The organism is Candidatus Methylomirabilota bacterium, from assembly GCA_036001065.1.
Classification (GTDB): Bacteria; Methylomirabilota; Methylomirabilia; order Rokubacteriales; family CSP1-6; genus MNEF01.
The window spans coordinates 1-17,400 of sequence record DASYUQ010000146.1 but is presented as its reverse complement, the minus strand read 5'-3'; the positions used below and the strand labels follow the sequence as shown (position 1 = coordinate 17,400).

The following is a 17,400-nucleotide window of genomic DNA, read 5'->3' as shown; positions in this document are numbered from 1 at the left end:
GGCGTGGGCCGGGCGGTCAGGCGCGCGGCGTCGCGCTGAAGCGGATGGCCAGGAAGACCGGCAGCAGGCCGGCGGCCACGATGGCCAGCGCCGGGACCGCCGCCTCGGCCCAGAGCGACTCCGAGGTGCGCTCCCACACGCCGACGGCCAACGTATTGAGGCCGAAGGGTCTCAGCAGCAGCGTGGCCGGCATCTCCTTCATCGTCTCGACGAACACCAGGATGAGCGCCGTCAGGAGCCCGCCGCGCATGAGGGGAAGGTGGATGCGCCGGAGCGTGCCGCCCACGCCCGCGCCGAGCGACCGCGCGGCGTCGTCCAGGCTGGGCGGGATCTTGCCGAGGCTCGCGTCGAGCGTCTGGAAGCTTACCGCCAGGAAGCGCACGACGTAGGCGAAGAGGAGCGCGGCGGCGGAGCCGGTGAGCATCAGGCCGATGGTCCCCCCCAGCGCCCATTCCAGCCCCCGCACCAGCGCGTGGTCGACGACGGCGACCGGCGACAGGACGCCCACCGCGATGACCGAGCCCGGCAGCGCGTAGCCCATCGAGGCGAACTGCGTCGCCACGCGGACGCCCGGCGAGGGGTGCAGCCGGGCGGCGTAGCCGAGCGCGAGGGCCAGCACACACGTCGTCACCGCGGTGATGCCGGCGAGAAACAGCGTGTTGGCCAGCAACGACAGGAACCCCAGGCGGCCGGTGTCGAGAGCGCCGCGTGCCCAGACGAGGAGCTGGCCGACCGGCAGGGCGAACGCCAGGCCGAGCACCACGCTGCAGGCGGCGGTGGCGCCGAGCGCGCGCCAGCCGTGCAGCGCCACCGGCGCCACCCCCGGCCCCCGCCGGTGGCTCTGGACGAAGCGCGCCCGTCCGCGCAGGGCTCGCTCGAGCCCGAGCAGGAGGAAGGCGAAGAGCAGGAGCAGGCTGGCGAGCTGGGTGGCCGCCGCGCGGTCGAACATGCCGAGCCAGACGCGGTAGATCGCCTCCGTCAGCGTCCGGTAGCCGAAGGTGGCGACAGTGCCGAAGTCCGCAAGAGCTTCCATCATCGCCAGGGACACGCCCGCCACCAGGGACGGGCGGGCCATCGGCAGCGCGACCTCGAGGAAGGCCCGCAGCCGCGTGCGGCCCAGGCTGCGAGCGGTCTCCAGCGTGGCCGCGCCCTGGTCGCGAAAGGCCGCGCGCGCGAGCAGGTAGACGTACGGGTAGAAGACGAGCGTCATCATCAGCACCACGCCCCTGTAGGACCGCAGCTCGGGGAGCCGCACGTCCTCGCCAAGCCAGTGGCGCAGCGCCGTCTGGACCGGACCCGCGTAGTCGAAGAGCCCGAGAAAGGCGAAGCCGATCACGTAGGCGGGCACGGCCAGGGGCAGCATCAGCGCCCACTCGAACACGGCGCGGCCCGGAAACCGGAAGCCGACCACCAGCCAGGCGAGCACCGTTCCCACGATCATGGTGCCGGCGCCGACGCCGACGAGGAGGAGCAGCGTGTTGCCGATCAGCTCGCCGAGCTGGGTGCGCCAGAGGTGCGCCCACACCTCCAGGCGGGGATCGGCCAGCGAGGAGAGCACGGCGACGATCGGCACCGCCAGGATGGCGGCGATCCCAGCCGCCAGCAGCGTCCAGAGCCACGGCCGACCGCGACCCGCCGTCGTCAGGCGTGCCGCCGGGACGCGCCCAACGGCGGCGTCGGGAGCCGGCATGAGCGGTTACCTATAGCCGGCGCGGTCCGCGAGCTTGATGGCGGCGGCCTGGAACTCGCCCGCCGAGGCCACGTTCACGTCGTCCTGCTTGAACCGGCCCCACCGGGCGACCAGGGGACTCACCGCGGCCTGGGGGTTGGCGGGGTACTCGTAGGCGAGGTCGGCGAACATCTGCTGCGCCTCGGCACTCGATAGGAATTCCAGAAATTTGATCGCCGGGGCGCGATGCCTGGCGTGGGCCGTCACTCCGGCGCCGGAGACGTTGACGTGGGTGCCCGTCGTCTGCTGGTTGGCCCAGAAGATCGCCACGGGGAAGGCCGGATCCTTGGCCAGCAGGCGCGCCAGGTAATAGTGATTGACCAGGCCCACGTCGCACTGTCCGGCGGCGATGGATTCCAGGATTTGGGTGTCGCCGTTGATCAGGGCGGGCTGGTTGGCGACCCACCCGCGGACGGTCTCCTCGGTCTTCGCCTCGCCGTGGCGCTTGATCATCGTGGCCAGCAGCGACTGGTTGTAGATGTAGCTGGACGTCCGCAGACACAGGCGGCCCTTCCACCTGGGGTCACCGAGCGCCTCATAGGTCGAGAGCTCCGCCGGCCTGACCTTCCTGGTGTTGTAGACGATCGAGCGGGCCCGCACGGTGAGGCCGAACCAGCGTCCCTCGGGGTCCCGCAGGTGGGCGGGGACGTTCGCCTGGAGCTCCGGCGAGTCGACCCGCGAGAGCAGGCCCGCGCGCGCGGCGTTCCAGAGGTTGCCGGCGTCGACGGTGAGCAGCACGTCCGCCGGCGTCCGGTCGCCCTCGGCCTTGAGCCGCTCGAACAGCTCACCGGTGTTGCCGTTGAAGATCTTCACCTGGACCCCGGTCTTCTTGGTGAAGGCGGCGAAGGCGGTCTCCTGGCCGTAGTGGCGCGCCGAGTACACCACCACCTCCGCCGGCTCGGCGCCGCCGGGAAGCGCGGGCGTCAGCCAGAGCCCCGTGAGAGTCAAGACCACGGCCCGGATACGTCGCATCGGTTCGTCCTTTCGCGCGGCCGCCGCCGGAGGCGGCATTGCGCGGCGCCGAGGCGTCACGCTATACTCGACCCGGTCGCCGAACGCAAAGTATTAGGTACTCCTAACATGAAGAAAAGGTCAAGCCTAAACGTTGCCGCGGCCGCCACGGCGACCACGGCCTCCGTCCAGGACTACCTGGCCGCGATCTACGACCTGGCCACGAGCGGCAAGCCCGTGATCGGCGCGCGCCTGGCCAAGCACATGGGGGTCTCCGCGCCCGCCGTCACCGAGTCGATCCAGCGCCTGTCGCGGGGGCACTACGTGAGGGTCGGCCGGGGCAAGAGGCTGACGCTGACCTCCAAGGGGCGCGAGATCGCCGAGGTCATGGCGCGGCGTCACCGGCTGCTCGAGCGCTGGCTGACGGACACCCTCGGCCTCAACTGGACGGACGCGCACGAAGAGGCGCACCGGCTCGAACACGCCGTCTCGCCCCGGGTCGAGGAGCGGCTGGCCGAGCTGCTGGGCATGCCGAGCACCTGCCCCCACGGCAACCCCATTCCCGGCCTGGCCAAGCCGCGACGGGTCGAGCCCTTCCCGCTCGCCCAGGCCAAGGAGGGCGCCACCGTCGTGGTCGAGCGCATCACGGAGGAGGCCGAGGCCGACAAGAGGCTGCTCGAATATCTCTGGCGGAACGACATCCGGCCCGGCCGGCGGCTGAAGATCGTCGAGGTCGCGCCCTGGGCGGGAACGGTCACCGCCGCCTGCGACGGAGAGACGGTCGCGCTCGGGCTGCCCGCGGCGGCGAAGATCTGGGTCTACGCGCCGAACGAGTCCTCGCGGAGGGGCGGCGGGTGAAGATCCTCGTGCTGGCCGCGCTGGTCCTCGGTCTCTTCAACGCCTCCTACGTCGGGGCGCGGGCGGCCTGGTCCTACCTGGAGCTGTCCGGCGTCGTGGACAAGGCCCTGGCGGACCACGCCGGAAACGGCGCGGGGCCGGTCCGGGCGGCGATCATCAAGGGCGCTCAGGAGGCGGGCGTGCGGATCGACGACCGCAACGTCGCGGTAGGCGAGACCGCGCGCGCCCTGGCAGTCCGGCTCAAGTGGTCCTGGCCGGTGATCGCCTACCAGGGACGGAGGATCATCGAGGTCCCGCTGTCGCTCGAGCGGTCCTTCGCGCGGCCCTGAGCGGCGCGACTTACTTTTGCGCGCGCGCCTCGGCGATGAGCCGCTTGACGCGCTCGTGGTCTTCGCCGGCGGGGGCGACCTTCAGGAACTTCTCCCACGAGCGGATGGCGCCGTCGGCGTCCCGCTTGGCCTCGTAGAGCACCTGGCCGCGATAGAGGAGCGCCGGCGGGTACGCGGGGTCGATCGCCAGCGCGCGCTCGAACGTCTCGAGCGCCGTGTCCGCGTGCCCGCCGATGGCGACGACGAGCCCCAGGTGCGTGATCGCGTCGACATTTTTCGGGTCGCGCTTGAGCACCGCCTGGTAGGCGGCGATCGCCTCGCCGTAGCGTCCTGCGAAGAGGCTGGACCGCGCCGCCTGCAACATGCCGCGCAGCATCTCCGGACTGATGGCCCGCGGCGCGGATTCCCCCGGGGTTACCGCGGGCGCCTCCAGCACCCCGGCCAGGGGGCGCGAACCCGGCATGGCGATTCCCGCGGCGGGATCGGGGCCGGTGTGGCGCATGATGCCGGCGCCGAGGAGAATGCCGAACGCCACCAGCGCCGTCGCGCAGGCTGCCAGCGCCAGCGGGTGACGCCAGCCGGCGCGCGCGGGCGCCTCGGCGCGGTCCGGCGCCGGCCCCGGTTGCGGACGCGCACCGCCGAGACGGTCGAGCTCGGTCAGGACCTGAGCGGCCTCGGCCTCGTACCGCGCGCGCAAGTCCGCGTAGTCGTCGTCGGAGACGTGTCCCGCCTCGTGCTCGAACGTGAGCTCGCGAAGCGTCCGGAGGAGCTGGCGCTTCCGCTCGACGAGCTGCTCGCGCGCATCGGGCGGCACCGGCAGGAACGTGGTCGGCCCCGCGTTCCACCTGAGCAGTGGCCAGAGCGTGAAGGCGGCGACGGGCAGGCCGATCAGCAAGGCGACGATGGTCACGCCCGTGATGCTCGTCACCCCTCGCTCTCCATCTCGCGCCTGATCCGCTCGCTCATGCCGGGGTCGACCCCGGGGGGCGCCGGCGCCCGCGAGCGGCGCCGGGTCCACCGCGTGACGAGCAGGGCGACGACCGCCAACCCCACCACGACGGCGAGAGGCGGCAGGAGCCAGACGAGGAGCGTGAAACCCTGGCGCCGCGGCTCGAGGAGGATCCAATCGCCGTACTTGTCCACGAAGTACTGGATCACCTGCGCGGGCGGCTCGCCGGTGGCCAGCCGCTCGCGGATTACGCTGCGCATCTGGTTGGCCATTTCAGACGGCGAGTCGGCGACCGAGAGGGTCTGGCAGACCACGCAGCGGAGCTGCGAGGCGACCTCGTAGACCTTCTGCTCGTCGATGGCCGTGGCCACCGGCTCGGCGACGACGGCGGCCGGCTCGAGCGCTATACCGAGCACCGCGAGCGTGATCAGCGCGCACAGGAGGAGCGGACGGGGTCTCCCGAACATCGCCCTAGCCTACACCGGCCGGCCCCCCGCCGCACCGTGGCGATGACGGGCGGCGATGACGGGCAGCGCCGCCATGCTGGCGGAGACCTGGGCCGGGTGGACAAGGGCGACGGCGCGGGCTCGGCGGTCACCCACGTGCTCGACCGCCGGGGCGGCGCGCTCTACGGCGACGTGGAGACGTTCTTCCTGGGCCACCGGGTGACCGGCGGTCTGGCGCTCCAGCGGCAGCGCGCCTAGTGCCGTTCCAACTATTCGCGCCTAGGAAGGCACCGTGTACGTCGTTCGTGGACAGATTTAGTATCAACAAGTTGGAACGGCACTAGCGTCGGGCGCCGGCTTTGCCGGCGCAACCTACTCCTTGGGGGGAGGTTTCGGAAGGGGGGCGAAGCCCCCCTCCGAGTCTGCTAGGCGGGCTCGGCGAGGAGCTGCTCGACCCAGGTGCGGAAGACGTCCTCGGTGACGGCGCCCACGTGCTTGGCCCGGATGCGGCCCCGCCGGTCGATGAAGAAGGTCTCCGGCACGCCGTAGACGCCGTATTCGATCGACACCTTGCCGGCCACATCCGGCGCATTCGGGAAGGTGAGGCCGAAGTCGGCGATGAACTTCTGGGCTTTCTCGGCGGTGTCCTGGATGTCCACGCCGACCACGACGACGCCGCGATCGCGCCAGGCGCGCCAGCCGCGCTCCAGGACGGGCGCCTCCTCGTAGCACGCCGGATAGCACCACGACGCCCAGAAGTTGACGACCACGACCTTGCCCCGCTGGGCCCCCAGCGAGAACGGCTCCCCGCTGAAGTCCCGGAGCGTGAACGGCGCGGCGGGACGGCCGACCAGGGGCGAGGGCACCTCGCGCGGGTTGAGCCGGAACCCGTAGGCGAGGAGGACGAGGATGGGAACGGCGGACAGCGGGATGAGCCAGCGCAGCCAGCCCATCACGTCGTCTTCCGGCGCTCGGGCAGGATCGCCAGCAGCGCCCCCAGCGTCAGCACGACGCCCCCGATCCAGATCCATGTGACCAGGCGGTTGACCTGCACCTTCACGGTGGCCTGGCCCCCGTCCCGGGTGAAGTCTCCCAGGACGAGGTAGAGGTCTTCCTTCAGCCCGATCCAGTAGTCCACGCCCGCGATCGGCGAGGTCTCCTGGGGATAGAACTTCTTCGAGGGCTGCATGACCGCGGGGCCCAACCGGCCGTTGGTGATCGTGAAGGTGCCCACGACCTTGAAGTGGTTGGACTCCTCGGCGGCGGCGAGCCCGTCGAAGCGGACGCGGTAGCCGGCCAGCTCAGCCGCCTCGCCCCGTTGCAGCGTCGTCTCGGTGTGCACCGACCAGGCCTGCGAGCCGGTGACGCCCACCGCGATGACCAGGATGCCGAGGTGGACCACGAAGCCGCCGTAGCGACGGTTGTGGCGGGCCAGCAGCCCCCCCATCGCGGGCAGCAGGCGCTCGCCCGTGCGCAGGCGGGCCCGGGTGGCGCGGAAGAAGTCGAGCGCGATGGTGGCGCCGACGAAGAGCGTCAGCGCCAGCGTGAGCACCGCCAGCGCCGAGCGGACGCCGAGGAGAGCGAAGAAGGCGGCGCCCGCCCCGCCGAGGGCGATCGGGCCGAGGAAGTTGCGCCGGAGGTTCTCCAGCGAGGCGCGCCGCCAGGCGATGAGCGGGCCGACCCCCATCAGGAAGATGAGCGAGAGGAAGAGGGGGACGTTCACCTGGTTGAAGAAGGGCGCGCCCACGCTCACCTTCACCCCCCGCAGCGCCTCCGAGAGCAGCGGGAACACGGTGCCGAAGAAGACGGTAAAGGCGGCGGCGACGAGGAAGACGTTGTTGAGCAGGAAGGCGGACTCCCGGGAGACGACGGAGTCGAGCTCGCCCTCGGAGCGCAGCGTCTCCCACCGCCAGGCCAGGAGCCCCAGCGCCACCAGCACCACCAGGCCGAGGAACGCGAGGAAGAAGGCCCCGATGGCGCCCTGGGTGAAGGCGTGGACGGAGGCGATGACGCCCGAGCGCGTGAGGAAGGTGCCGAAGAGGGTCAGGCTGAAGGTAAGGATCACGAGCGCCAGGTTCCACAGCTTGAGCATCCGGCGGCGCTCCTGGATCATCACCGAGTGCAGGAACGCGGTCGCGGTGAGCCAGGGCATGAACGCGGCGTTCTCCACCGGGTCCCACGCCCAGTAGCCTCCCCAGCCGAGCACGTGGTAGCTCCACCAGCCCCCGATCAGCAGGCCGAGCGACAGGAAATACCAGGCCGTGATGGTCCAGCGACGGGTGAGCGCGATCCAGGCGTCGCCGACACGGCCGGTGACGAGCGCCGCCACGGCGAAGGCGAAGGGCACGGTGAACCCCGTGAAGCCCAGGTAGAGGGCGATGGGATGAGTGATCATCCCCGTGTCCTCCAGCAGCGGGTTCAGCCCACGCCCGTCGGCCGGCACCGGCGTCAGGCGCTCGAAGGGCGGCGCTGCTATGGTCATCACGCTCAGGAAGAAGGCCATCACGCCCAGCATCACCGTCAGCACCCAGGGGTACAGCTCGCGCGCTCGCTCGCGGTGGCGGAGGATCACGATCAGCGTGAAGAGCGCCAGCATCCAGCCCCACAGGACGATCGAGCCCTCCAGGGCGCCCCAGACGGCGGTGATCCGGTAGTAGAAGGGTGTGCCCAGGTTGGTATTCTGTGCCACGTAGCGCACCGAGAAGTCGAAGGCCAGGAACGCGTAGACGAGCAGCGCGAAGGCGAAGGTGATCAGCCCGAAGACGCCCAGCGCTGCATGCTGGGCCGATTCGACCAGCGCGGTTCGCCCGCGGCGGGCGCCCACGGCCGCCCCGGCGGCGCCGTACACGGCCAGCGCCAGCGCCACGACGAGGGCGCCCTGGCCGACCTCCGGCGTCACGAGCCTGGTCTCCGCAGCGACTTGATGAGCTCCTTGTACCCCGCCTCGCTGTGGTCGGCGGGCGCCTTGTAGTCCTCGGAGTGCTTGGCCAGGATGAGCGTCGCCGTGAAGTAGCCCTCCGGCGCCCAGCGACCCTCGACGACCGCGCCCCGGCCCTCGCCGAAGAGGTCCGGCGGCGTCCCCTTGTGGCGGACGGGCACGGAGCCCTTGCCGTCGGTGAGCGTGAAGCTCAGCTGCAGCGTGCGCGGCTCCCAGCGGACGGAGCCGGGCGCCACCAGTCCCCCCAGCCGGTAGGCCTTGGCGGCTGCGGGCGCGGCCTGGAGCTCCGAGGGTGTGACGAAGTAGACCGCCGACTGGGTCACGCCGGCATAGATCAGGTAGCTGAGCGCCAACGCGATGACGGCGCCGCCGGCGATGAACTTGGCCTTCATGGGCGTGCGGCGGTCATCGCGGGGTCCCCGCGTGGGGATTCGCCGCGGGGGCCCGGTGGCCGGGGCGCGCGCTGCGGCGCTCGAGGGCCGCCAGCTCTCGCTCCCGCCGCCCGAGCCGCCGCCAGTAGGCGCCGAGGACGAGCGCCGCCAGGACGTAGGCCGCGAAGACGAAGGACCAGTTGTCGGGCATCAGGCGAGGACCTCCTGCTCGCGCTTGAGCAGGCGCGCGCGTCTGGCCAGGAAGTAGGCGTAGAGCAGCGCGAAGGCGACGAGGTTGATCGTCAGGGCCACGACGAAGGTCGGGTCCATCGGCGCGCGGCCGGGCCGCAGGAGCGTGGACGGCTGGTGCAGCGTCCGCCACCAGGACACCGAAAAATGGACGAGCGGGATGTCCAGGGCGGCCACGATGCCGAGGACCGCGGCGAATCGGGCCGCCCGCTCGCGATCCTCGATCATCGCCCGCAGCAGCAGGTAACCCAGGTAGATGACGAACATGATGCAGACGCTGGTGAGTCGCGCGTCCCACGTCCACCACGTCCCCCACGTCGGCTTGCCCCAGATCGACCCGGTCGCGATGTTGATGCCGGTGAAGACCACGCCGACCTCCGCCGAGGCGTGGGCGAGGCGGTCCGCCCCGTCGACGCGCCGCCAGAGATAGATCACGGAGGCGACCAGCACGACCGCGAACGCCAGATAGGCGACGAGGATGGCGGGCACGTGCACGTACATGATGCGCTGGACGTTGCCCTGGGTCGCCTCGCGGGGCGCCACGCCCAGCGCCATCACGATCCCGGCCGCCAGGCCGGCGACCGCCAACCATCCCAGCCCGCGCTGCAGGCTCATGGGTCGGAGGGGGCGACTTCACAGGCGCGCCCCCCGGGCGCGACGGCCCCCTCCGAGGCCTCCCCCAGCACAGCTTGCGCCGGCAAAGCCGGCGCTCGAACGAGCACGCTCGGGACGCGATACCACTTTTGGGTAGAGACAGGTCCGCTCATGCTTCCAGGACGGCGTCGAAGGTCAGGATGCCCGCGGTGAGGTAGATCACGTCGGCGGCGGCGAGCAGCCCCAGCCAGTGTCCGACGGCGGCCAGCGGCTCGCCCAGCAGCACGGCCTCGGTCGCCTTCACCGCGCCCAGCAGCACGGGCACCTGCACCGGTAGCAGCAGGACGGGGAAGAGCAGCTCGCGGGCGCGCACGTGGGCCGTCATGGCGCCGAAGAGCGTGCCGACGGCGGCGAAGCCGATCGTGCCCAGGCCGATGACGGGGGCCAGGGGCAGGAGATGAGCGCCGAGGTCGAGGTTGAAGAAGACGGCGAAGAGGACGAGCAGGATCGCCGCGACCAGCAGCATCAGCAGCAGATTGCCGGCGACCTTGCCGAGATAGATCGCCGACTTGTCGCCGGGCGCCAGCAGCAGGCCCTCCCAGCAGTCGTTCTCGCGCTCGGCCAGGAACGCCCGGCCGAGCCCGACGAGCCCGCTCAGGATGAAGCCCAGCCAGAGGAGGCCCGGCAGCGCGGCCACCAGTCGCTCGCGGTCGGCGCCCAGCGCGAACTGGAAGAGGAACAGGAGCAGCAGCGCGAAGAAGAAGAGCGCGTTCAGCGTCTCCTTGGAGCGCCGCTCGCTGAGGAGGTCCTTCCACAGCACGATCCAGGCGCGGCGCGCGTAGATCACGCCCCGTCCTCCGCGTGCAGATCGTAGAGCCGCCGCACGTCGTCCGGCGTGAGGGCGGCCAGGGGGGTATCGAGGACGACGCGCCCCCCGGCTAGGATGGCGATCCGGTCGGCCACGCCCAGCCCGCGCCCGAAGCTGTGCGTGGTCATGAGGATGGCGCCGCCGGCCGCCTTGAACGCTCCGAGGTGCGCGTCGAGCCACTTGCCGGCGCGCTGGTCGATCCCCGCGAAGGGCTCGTCGAGCAGCAGGACCGGCGGGCGGGCGAGGACGAGGCGCGCCAGTGCAAGCCGGCGCTTCATGCCGAGGGAGAACGTCCGCACGCGCTCGTCGGCGACGCGGTCCAGCTCCACGGCCGCCAGCGCGCCGTTCAGCGCCTCGGGGCTGTTGGGCAGCCCGCCCAGCGTCGCCCAGAATTTCAGGTTCTCCAGCGCGCTCAGGTCCTCGTAGACCCAGGCGCCGTGGGCCAGCACCCCCACGCGGGCGCGGACGCTCTCGGCCTGACGCAGACAATCGTAGCCGGCCACGCGGGCCCTGCCGCGCGAGGGTCGCAGGAGCGTGGCCAGGATGCGGAGCAGCGTGGTCTTGCCCGCGCCGTTGGGGCCCAGGAGCGCGACGGCCTCTCCGGGACGGACGTCGAGGCTCACGTCGTCCAGCACGAGGTGGCCGCCGAACGCCTTGCGGACACCGATCGCTTGAATGGGCGGATCAGCAGTCATACGTCAACCGGTCAATTCTGCCGTAGGGCCGGGGGCCGGTCAAGGCGACGGCGCGACGTCGCGCCGGCGACCCCGCCGCTCGGTCTTGGCCAGGTGTTCATGATCGTCCATGGTGAAGAACTTGTAGAGCAGAAGGAGCACCGCCAGCATGTCGACCGCGCCACTGAACCCCCACATGACCACGCCACCCAGCGCTTGGTCGTCCAGGGGATTGAGCGTCCCGGGCTCGGGCGGCGCCGCGTAGGACGAATAGAGGACGATCGGGCTCGCTGCCAGCAGGAGCCCGAGCGCCGCGCTCTGAAGCGCGCCCAGCACGAGATACACGACGCGTGAGCCCGGATGGAGCGCGCGCCCGAGATGCGGCGCGGGGTTGATCACGGGCCACCAGAACAGGACGGCGCTCGCGAAGAAGGCGAGATGCTCGAGATCGTGGAGGAGGCGATCCTCCAGGGCCGCGTCGTACGCCGGCGGCAGGTGCCAGAGCCACAGGACCAGGGCGTAGCCGAGCCAGGCGACGGGCGCGCGGGTCACGGCCCACCAGATCCTCCGCAGGGGCGCGCCGCGTACGAGGAGGCGTCCGGCCCGGACGCGCGCTCCGGCCGGCAGGGCCCACAGGAGAGCTGCCAGCGGGTCGGCGAGGAGGAGGGCCGGCGCCGCGACGGCGACGAGGAGCACGTGCTGAACCATATGGGCGACGAAAAGGCGATGCGCGAGAGCGTCGAGGGGGGAGAGGAGCGCCAGGGCAAGGCTCCCGAGGCCGGCCAGGGTCAGCGCGGGTCGCCACCACGGGACCAGTCGCCGAGCCCGCCGCCAGAGGCGCCACCAACCGGTGGCGTAGGCGGTCCCCAGGAGCAGGAGCAGAATCGAGATTCCCGGCCGGTGCGTCCCGGTGAAGGCCCAGGACCCGGCCATCAGCTTTTCCGATCCGGGGAGCGCCGAGCCCGCCGCCGCTGGCGCACGGCGAAGTCGCTCGTCAGCGGCGGAGTGCCAGGGTCGGGACCCACACGAACAAGGCGATGGTCCCCACCAGGAAGAGGCCGAACGCGAGCTTTTCGATAGCGCTCATGGGCTCTCACCACTCCCACAGCGATACCAGGCCCGACAGCGCGTTGAAGAGGATCTCGAACGCCAGGATCGCCAAATTGAGAATCGCCAGGGGGATCAGGATGCGCTCGGCGCTCATGGTCCGGGTCCTACTGACCCGTGGCCAGGCCGGGCCCGAGCCCGCCCCAGTACTTGAAAAGGTAGTAGATGGCCCACACGGCGAGCGCGGCGTAGACCACCAGCAACCATTTGTTCACGATGCCGTGATATGCGCGGATCTCTCCGCGGGCGTATTCCTCCACGGCGCCGTACCGTGGGTGATGCTCAGGAGGGCTGTCGCTCATCGATGTCGTCCTCCACTCGGAGCACCTGGTACTTGATCGCCTCAACGTCACGGAACGCCCCGCTCGTCACCCCCCAGATGAAGGCGCTGATGGCGGCCAGGCCCATGAGCAGGGCGACGACGAACTCGCCCAGGGTCAGATGCTCGAGCATCGGGTGATCTCCCTATTCCGGGATTCCCGGGTAGTAGACGCGACGTTTGCCGCCAGTGACCCGAGCCAGGCCGGACGACTCGCGCTGGGGGTCGAAGGCCAGCCGGGGATGGTGAGCGCGGACGTCGGCCGAGTTGAGCGCCGCTTGGGCCTGGGGGGACAGCTTGAGTTTCTGGCCCGTCAGCGGGTCGGCCCAGGCCGAGAACGAAAGCACAAAGTACGAGATGGCCCAGCGCTCCTCGTCATTCATGGAGTCGGCGAATGAGGGCATGGGGGTGCCGTCCAGTCCGAGCGTCATGGTGCGGTAGATGTCCGTGACCTGGGAGCCGCCTTTGAACTGTCCCTTGGTGAAGTCGGCGGGGCGGATCGGGAACTTGAGATCATCCTTGAGCTGATCGGCCGACGGCCCGTCGCCCTTCCCGGCATCGCCGTGGCACTCCCAGCACTTGGCCTTCACATAGAGTTGCTTTCCCCGGGCCAGCAACTCCGGCGTGGCCGCCGGCGGCGGCGGGAGCACGAGCGCCGGCTCCGGCTTGTCCTCCTTCCACCGCGGGGAGAAGGTCTTGATGTAGGTGATGACCGCCAGGCGGTCTTTATCCGGGATCTCATGCCACGTCGGCATCGCCGTCCAGCGGACGCCGCGCGTGACCGTGCGGAAGAGATCGCCGTCGGTCGGCAGCGACCCCGAGGGCGTGGTGCGGAACTTGAAGGCGCCGATCGTGAAGTCGCGCGGCCGGGGGAAGAGAAAGGTGGCGGCGGGCCCGTTGCCGTCGCCCTTCACCCCGTGGCAGCCGATACAGTGCTCCTCGAAGACCTCCTTGCCATGGGCGACGAGGTCCTCGGTCTGAGGAATGCCCATCAGGGAAAGCGCCACGTTCTGGGGTTCGAAGACCTCCCGCCACGCTCCGCGGTTCGTGCCCAGCTTCTGGACGTACCTCACGAGCCCGACCAGCTCCCTGGTCGGGGCCACCAGGAGGACGGACGCGAGGGCGGGGGGCTTGTCACCGAAGGGAGTCAGGTCGAGGACCGGCGTGCCGTCGACCGGGAACCTGCCGTCGGGGCGCGGGCGGACGAACGTCAGCCCCGTCTCGTTGGGGAAGAGCAGCACGGGCTTGTCCTTCTTCAGCGTGAAGTACCGCAAGAGGACCGGCGTCGCTTCGAGCTCGAACCCCTCGTTCTCTTTGCGGACCCGAAAGCGCGCTTGTTCGAAGAGCCACTTGAAGCTGGGCATGATGGAGTCGGGCACCACCAGTCGCGGATCCCAGTGATGAGCGTAGTGCCAGTCGTCGGCGTACTTGAGCCCCACCCGCGTCAGGTCCGGCCCGATGCGGCGGGTGGAAAAGAGGTGGGGGAGGTCGAAGGCGTACTCGCCGGCCTCGGAGACCGGGCCCCACCGCAACTCCTCGCCGGCGACCGGCCGCACGTATTGGCTGTGGCAGTACCAGCACCCCTCGCGGATATACACGGCGCGCCCGAGCTTCTCCAGCGACGTGTAATCGCTCGACTCGTACCGCACCCACTTGATGTCGCCCAGATCCGTTCGCACCGCGCGGCTGACCTGCTTCGTGCGGGACTCCGGCAGGACGGCCGGGAGAAAGCCCTGAACGAACATCGCCAGCGTCACGAAGCAAAAGCCGGCCCCGACCGCCAGGGACTTGATCGATCTCATGGCCCGCCGACGCCCCTCACGCCGACCGTCCGGCCAGCGAGCCCCTCATCAGGGTGTACACCACCAGCGACATGCCGACGTCCATGGAGATCCCGGTGAAGGTTCGAACCCACCAATAGGGGCGGATCGCGGCGACCGTGTCCATGAAATCGCTCTGGGCCATCAGCATGAACCCCTGCTGGAGGCCCTGGGCGGTGAGGACGAGCCCCATGGCCGAGATGCCGAGCGTGATCAACCAGAAGCCCCAGTTGGCGAGCTTGAAGCTCCAGAGCTCCGAGCCCGTGATCCGCGGCCACACGTAGATGGCGCCGGCGATCGCCCACACGACGAACGTGCCGAAGACGGTCAGGTGCGAGTGGGAAATCACGAAGTCCGTGAAGTGGGTCGGCTGCTGGAGGGCGCGGAGCGCCTCCAGCGAGCCCTGAAAGCACCCGACGAGATACATGATGGAGCCGACGATCAGAAACTTGGCGGGGAGGTTCCGACCGAACTCCTGCCATTTGCCGATCATGGTCCCGAAGAAGTTCTGGAGCACCGTCCACACCGGAATGATCAACATCATGGAGGAGATGATGGCGATCGTCTCGGCCCAGTCGGCGATCGGAGAGTAGAGGTAATGGTGAATGCCCACGAATGGATAGAAGAACGCGAGCGACCAGAATCCGATGAGCGAGAGCTTGTGGCTGTAGATGGGGTTCCGGACGCTGGCGGGCAGGAAGTAATAGATCAGAACGTAGCCGGCCGGAGTGATCCAGAGCCCGACCACGTAGTGGATGAACAGACCGTGCCAGGCCGCGTTGTTGATTCCCGGGATGTTGTAGGGACCGACCATCAGGAGGACGAGGTTCACGTCGGTCCAGATGAAGGCGGCGATCAGGTACCAGAGCGACACGTAGATCGGCGTCTCTCGGCGGTGCTTGATCGTCATGAAGAACTGAATGGTCAGGACAAGGACCGCCGAGAAGATGACGATGACGTTGATGAGCGGGAACTCGCCCGCCTCCCATCCCCGGTTCCAGCCGCCGGCCAGGAGGATGACGGCCAGGGCCAGATTCAGGTTCCAGACCCACAGGAGTCCCCGGCTCCACCGCGCGTTCCAGAGCCGGACGCCCGCCAGGCGGGGGACGATGTAATGGCAGAGGCCGATGAACAGGGTGGAGAAGGCCCCCCAGATCACGCCGTTGACGTGGATCGGACGGATGCGGCCGAAGGTGAGCCAGGGATGGTCGCCGAGAAACTCGGGGTAGTTGAACTTGGTGGACATGATGACGCCCACCGTGGGGAAGAGCAGGAGCCAGAAGAACCCCCAGGCGAGCCACTTCCGGATCAACTCCCGATCGATGACGTCGTCGTTCAGGCGCCGCGCGTCCAGGATGGGCACCTCCTGCACCGGTCCGGTGCCGGCCATTCTCGGTCTCCTATCCGGGCGTCGCGACGGCGACCGTCGCTATATTACGAGAAGCGGATCGGATGCGCGGCCTCGAACCTCTCACCCCGGTTGTTGGTGAGGACGACCCGCAGGAGACCCTCACCGTGGGCGCGGAGCCTGAACGCGATGAAGGGATTATCGCTCAGCGCGGAGGTCATCGTGAACTGGCTGATCTGCTCGTCTCGGTAGAAGACGTCCATCTGGTTCAGGTAGAGCGGACTGGAGGCCTGGACGAACTTCCCCTCCCGGAACACCAGGCCCGTTCGGCTCGGGTGCGTGGTCTTGATCTGGACGTCGATCGTCTGGTCCGGGGTGATGCGGCCATCGGCGATCAACTGCGGTATCCGGATGGCTGGCGGGCCGATCTCGTCGGGGCCCAGTCGGCCCGGCGGTGCGGTCCCCGCGCAGCCCCCCGCGCCCTCGGGGATCGTGATCGACCGAGTGCTCTGCCAACGGGCATGGCGGCTGCACTGGGCGGCCGCCCAGACCTCGGAGGCACCTTGATCCATCCGGATCTGGAAGGCGAGGTAGACCTGACCGTTCAGCGGCGTGAAGTGGAACACGCCCTTCAGGGGTACGGGATCACGCCCGTTCGCGACGGTGATGCTGGCGATATAGTGGCCGGGATCCATCGGGTGGGACATCTCGACAGCCACCGGCACCTTGGCGCCGTTGCTGGTGAAGGCCGGCAGCTTGAGCCTCGGCAGATGGAGACGCTCGCACGGCGAGAGTGCATCGGGATCATCGGCGGGCAGGGGCGCCGGTTCGGAGCGCCCCCCGAGGTCGCGAACCCCTCGCGCCACGACCAGCCCCACGGCCGCTGGCACGACGCCCAGGAAGCTGCGCCTGGACAGCCGCGGCGGCCGCGGAGCCGGTTGGTGTCGATCCATCACCGACGCGGACAAGCCTCAGTGTCGGCCGGGGTCGAGCTTGGAGCCCTTGTTCGACCAGATGATGTACGTCTCCAGCGCCTTCATGGCGTCCCCGTCGGGATCGATCTTGACCCCCTCGTTCGGCTTCTCGATGCACCAGTTGATCATGTCCCGCAGCGTGGCGAACTTGTTGATCTGCTCCTGGAACTTGGGGAACTCGTGAGGATGGTTGTCCGAGCCGAAGGGATGGCACATGGCGCACGCCATCCCGGTCTTGGAGAGGGTGACACCGAGCTTCTTCTCGGTGGCGCCATCCCCGTGGAAGAGCAGATCACCGATCTTGACCTGCTCCATGAACTCGTCTTCGAAGGCCTTGAGCTGCTCTGGCGTGTGCTTCTCCTTGTGGGCCAACGCCCGGTCCGTTCCCGAGGCGGCGAGCATGATCAGCAGGCCGAGGAACACACCCAGCGCCGTCAGCACGTATCGAGTCCCTTTCATCGCCCTCCCCCCTCCGTGGGCGTGAGCTCCGCCGGTTGTCACTTGTAGGCGCCGTAGTATGGCCACTCGCGGTCCGCGATGCGCGGCTGCAGCATCTGGTTCATGTTGTCGGCGCACCCGGAGTCCCACGGTGCCTCGGCGAAGATGTCTTTCCGCCACATCACATACTCGTTCTGCATCTTCCCGGCCGCGGTCATGGTGAGCCTGGACCATCCCACTCCGTCGAAGTGGTCGCCCGGATCGACCCGCACCTTGCACCGGGTCAGCACGGGCACGCCTTCCGGCGCGTAGGGCCACGTCCACGAGGTGGCGAGCATGCCGATCGAGCGCATCTTCCCGATCTCGTTATAGAGCACCTGGTGGGTGTGACCGTGGACGTTGGTGACGTTGGTGTAGGGCTTGAGGACCTCGTGGACC

At 69.6% G+C, this 17,400-nt stretch carries 22 protein-coding genes; 3 read left to right on the top strand and 19 right to left on the bottom strand.

Going from position 1 to position 17,400, the window contains the following annotated elements:
• Positions 1 to 16: 16 nt before the first annotated feature.
• Both VGV13_14440 and VGV13_14435 read right to left on the bottom strand, forming a co-directional pair.
• Positions 17 to 1,690 (bottom strand): iron ABC transporter permease, encoded by a 1,674-nt coding sequence (locus VGV13_14440; protein HEV8642293.1) that lies wholly within the window; start codon positions 1,688 to 1,690, stop codon positions 17 to 19.
• Positions 1,691 to 1,696: 6 nt separating this feature from the next.
• Positions 1,697 to 2,701: an extracellular solute-binding protein gene (locus VGV13_14435; protein ID HEV8642292.1), complete on the bottom strand. Its 1,005-nt coding sequence runs from the start codon at positions 2,699 to 2,701 to the stop codon at positions 1,697 to 1,699.
• A 108-nt stretch (positions 2,702 to 2,809) separates the two neighbouring features.
• Between VGV13_14435 and VGV13_14430 the strand changes: the two genes are divergently transcribed.
• Positions 2,810 to 3,538 carry a metal-dependent transcriptional regulator gene (locus VGV13_14430; protein ID HEV8642291.1) on the top strand — a complete coding sequence of 243 codons (729 nt, stop codon included), beginning with the start codon at positions 2,810 to 2,812 and terminating at the stop codon, positions 3,536 to 3,538.
• Entirely contained in the window at positions 3,535 to 3,867 is a 333-nt protein-coding gene (locus tag VGV13_14425) for a hypothetical protein (protein ID HEV8642290.1), read from the top strand. The genes VGV13_14430 and VGV13_14425 overlap by 4 nt, the downstream gene beginning before the upstream one ends.
• A 10-nt stretch (positions 3,868 to 3,877) precedes the next feature.
• Here VGV13_14425 and VGV13_14420 read toward each other — a convergent pair whose 3' ends face one another.
• Positions 3,878 to 4,795: a tetratricopeptide repeat protein gene (locus tag VGV13_14420; GenBank protein ID HEV8642289.1), complete on the bottom strand. Its 918-nt coding sequence runs from the start codon at positions 4,793 to 4,795 to the stop codon at positions 3,878 to 3,880.
• Positions 4,792 to 5,283, bottom strand: coding sequence for a cytochrome c-type biogenesis protein (locus VGV13_14415; protein ID HEV8642288.1), 492 nt, complete (start codon positions 5,281 to 5,283; stop codon positions 4,792 to 4,794). Before VGV13_14415 ends, VGV13_14420 begins: the two co-directional genes overlap by 4 nt.
• Positions 5,284 to 5,325: 42 nt before the next feature.
• Here VGV13_14415 and VGV13_14410 point away from each other — a divergent pair, with 42 nt between their 5' ends.
• Positions 5,326 to 5,520, top strand: coding sequence for a hypothetical protein (locus tag VGV13_14410; GenBank protein ID HEV8642287.1), 195 nt, complete (start codon positions 5,326 to 5,328; stop codon positions 5,518 to 5,520).
• Positions 5,521 to 5,687: 167 nt separating this feature from the next.
• On the opposite strand, the gene VGV13_14405 is transcribed toward VGV13_14410, so the two are convergent.
• From VGV13_14405 to VGV13_14335, 15 genes are all read right to left on the bottom strand, one after another.
• A complete protein-coding gene (locus VGV13_14405; GenBank protein ID HEV8642286.1) occupies positions 5,688 to 6,218 on the bottom strand; it encodes a redoxin domain-containing protein in 531 nt (176 codons plus the stop codon).
• The gene (locus VGV13_14400) at positions 6,215 to 8,161 is read right to left on the bottom strand and encodes a heme lyase CcmF/NrfE family subunit (GenBank protein HEV8642285.1); all 1,947 of its coding nucleotides are present in this window, start codon (positions 8,159 to 8,161) and stop codon (positions 6,215 to 6,217) included. Before VGV13_14400 ends, VGV13_14405 begins: the two co-directional genes overlap by 4 nt.
• Positions 8,158 to 8,592 carry a cytochrome c maturation protein CcmE gene (locus VGV13_14395; GenBank protein ID HEV8642284.1) on the bottom strand — a complete coding sequence of 145 codons (435 nt, stop codon included), beginning with the start codon at positions 8,590 to 8,592 and terminating at the stop codon, positions 8,158 to 8,160. The genes VGV13_14400 and VGV13_14395 overlap by 4 nt, the downstream gene beginning before the upstream one ends.
• A gap of 13 nt (positions 8,593 to 8,605) precedes the next feature.
• Positions 8,606 to 8,782, bottom strand: a complete 177-nt coding sequence (locus tag VGV13_14390; GenBank protein HEV8642283.1) for a hypothetical protein — start codon at positions 8,780 to 8,782, stop codon at positions 8,606 to 8,608.
• Entirely contained in the window at positions 8,782 to 9,435 is a 654-nt protein-coding gene (ccmC, locus tag VGV13_14385; GenBank protein HEV8642282.1) for a heme ABC transporter permease CcmC, read from the bottom strand. Before ccmC ends, VGV13_14390 begins: the two co-directional genes overlap by 1 nt.
• Positions 9,436 to 9,583: 148 nt before the next feature.
• Entirely contained in the window at positions 9,584 to 10,261 is a 678-nt protein-coding gene (locus VGV13_14380; protein ID HEV8642281.1) for a heme exporter protein CcmB, read from the bottom strand.
• Positions 10,258 to 10,977, bottom strand: a complete 720-nt coding sequence (gene ccmA, locus VGV13_14375; GenBank protein HEV8642280.1) for a heme ABC exporter ATP-binding protein CcmA — start codon at positions 10,975 to 10,977, stop codon at positions 10,258 to 10,260. The genes VGV13_14380 and ccmA overlap by 4 nt, the downstream gene beginning before the upstream one ends.
• 39 nt (positions 10,978 to 11,016) lie before the next feature.
• Positions 11,017 to 11,889 carry a cytochrome c oxidase assembly protein gene (locus tag VGV13_14370; GenBank protein ID HEV8642279.1) on the bottom strand — a complete coding sequence of 291 codons (873 nt, stop codon included), beginning with the start codon at positions 11,887 to 11,889 and terminating at the stop codon, positions 11,017 to 11,019.
• A 281-nt stretch (positions 11,890 to 12,170) separates the two neighbouring features.
• On the bottom strand, positions 12,171 to 12,365 hold the full coding sequence (locus tag VGV13_14365) for a hypothetical protein (GenBank protein HEV8642278.1): 195 nt from the start codon (positions 12,363 to 12,365) through the stop codon (positions 12,171 to 12,173).
• Positions 12,346 to 12,516, bottom strand: a complete 171-nt coding sequence (ccoS, locus tag VGV13_14360) for a cbb3-type cytochrome oxidase assembly protein CcoS (GenBank protein HEV8642277.1) — start codon at positions 12,514 to 12,516, stop codon at positions 12,346 to 12,348. Before ccoS ends, VGV13_14365 begins: the two co-directional genes overlap by 20 nt.
• Before the next feature lie 12 nt (positions 12,517 to 12,528).
• Complete coding sequence (locus VGV13_14355) at positions 12,529 to 14,184, bottom strand: cbb3-type cytochrome c oxidase subunit II (GenBank protein ID HEV8642276.1); 1,656 nt, start codon at positions 14,182 to 14,184, stop codon at positions 12,529 to 12,531.
• A gap of 16 nt (positions 14,185 to 14,200) precedes the next feature.
• Positions 14,201 to 15,592 carry a cbb3-type cytochrome c oxidase subunit I gene (locus VGV13_14350; protein HEV8642275.1) on the bottom strand — a complete coding sequence of 464 codons (1,392 nt, stop codon included), beginning with the start codon at positions 15,590 to 15,592 and terminating at the stop codon, positions 14,201 to 14,203.
• A gap of 44 nt (positions 15,593 to 15,636) precedes the next feature.
• Positions 15,637 to 16,416 carry a thiosulfate oxidation carrier protein SoxY gene (locus tag VGV13_14345; protein HEV8642274.1) on the bottom strand — a complete coding sequence of 260 codons (780 nt, stop codon included), beginning with the start codon at positions 16,414 to 16,416 and terminating at the stop codon, positions 15,637 to 15,639.
• A 105-nt stretch (positions 16,417 to 16,521) separates the two neighbouring features.
• Positions 16,522 to 16,983 (bottom strand): hypothetical protein, encoded by a 462-nt coding sequence (locus VGV13_14340; protein ID HEV8642273.1) that lies wholly within the window; start codon positions 16,981 to 16,983, stop codon positions 16,522 to 16,524.
• Positions 16,984 to 17,021: 38 nt separating this feature from the next.
• Positions 17,022 to 17,400 (bottom strand): metallophosphoesterase (locus VGV13_14335; protein ID HEV8642272.1); only part of this gene is annotated, 379 nt, incomplete at its 5' end.

Bases quoted from the DNA above. Each gene is read 5' to 3' on its own strand.
- ccmA (HEV8642280.1), bottom strand. From the start codon at position 10,977: ATGACTGCTGATCCGCCCATTCAAGCGATCGGTGTCCGCAAGGCGTTC.
- VGV13_14365 (HEV8642278.1), bottom strand. From the start codon at position 12,365: ATGAGCGACAGCCCTCCTGAGCATCACCCACGGTACGGCGCCGTGGAG.
- VGV13_14395 (HEV8642284.1), bottom strand. From the start codon at position 8,592: ATGAAGGCCAAGTTCATCGCCGGCGGCGCCGTCATCGCGTTGGCGCTC.
- VGV13_14410 (HEV8642287.1), top strand. From the start codon at position 5,326: ATGACGGGCGGCGATGACGGGCAGCGCCGCCATGCTGGCGGAGACCTG.
- VGV13_14350 (HEV8642275.1), bottom strand. From the start codon at position 15,592: ATGGCCGGCACCGGACCGGTGCAGGAGGTGCCCATCCTGGACGCGCGG.
- VGV13_14430 (HEV8642291.1), top strand. From the start codon at position 2,810: ATGAAGAAAAGGTCAAGCCTAAACGTTGCCGCGGCCGCCACGGCGACC.
- VGV13_14435 (HEV8642292.1), bottom strand. From the start codon at position 2,701: ATGCGACGTATCCGGGCCGTGGTCTTGACTCTCACGGGGCTCTGGCTG.
- VGV13_14370 (HEV8642279.1), bottom strand. From the start codon at position 11,889: ATGGCCGGGTCCTGGGCCTTCACCGGGACGCACCGGCCGGGAATCTCG.
- ccoS (HEV8642277.1), bottom strand. From the start codon at position 12,516: ATGCTCGAGCATCTGACCCTGGGCGAGTTCGTCGTCGCCCTGCTCATG.
- VGV13_14355 (HEV8642276.1), bottom strand. From the start codon at position 14,184: ATGAGATCGATCAAGTCCCTGGCGGTCGGGGCCGGCTTTTGCTTCGTG.
- ccmC (HEV8642282.1), bottom strand. From the start codon at position 9,435: ATGAGCCTGCAGCGCGGGCTGGGATGGTTGGCGGTCGCCGGCCTGGCG.
- VGV13_14415 (HEV8642288.1), bottom strand. From the start codon at position 5,283: ATGTTCGGGAGACCCCGTCCGCTCCTCCTGTGCGCGCTGATCACGCTC.
- VGV13_14340 (HEV8642273.1), bottom strand. From the start codon at position 16,983: ATGAAAGGGACTCGATACGTGCTGACGGCGCTGGGTGTGTTCCTCGGC.
- VGV13_14440 (HEV8642293.1), bottom strand. From the start codon at position 1,690: ATGCCGGCTCCCGACGCCGCCGTTGGGCGCGTCCCGGCGGCACGCCTG.
- VGV13_14390 (HEV8642283.1), bottom strand. From the start codon at position 8,782: ATGCCCGACAACTGGTCCTTCGTCTTCGCGGCCTACGTCCTGGCGGCG.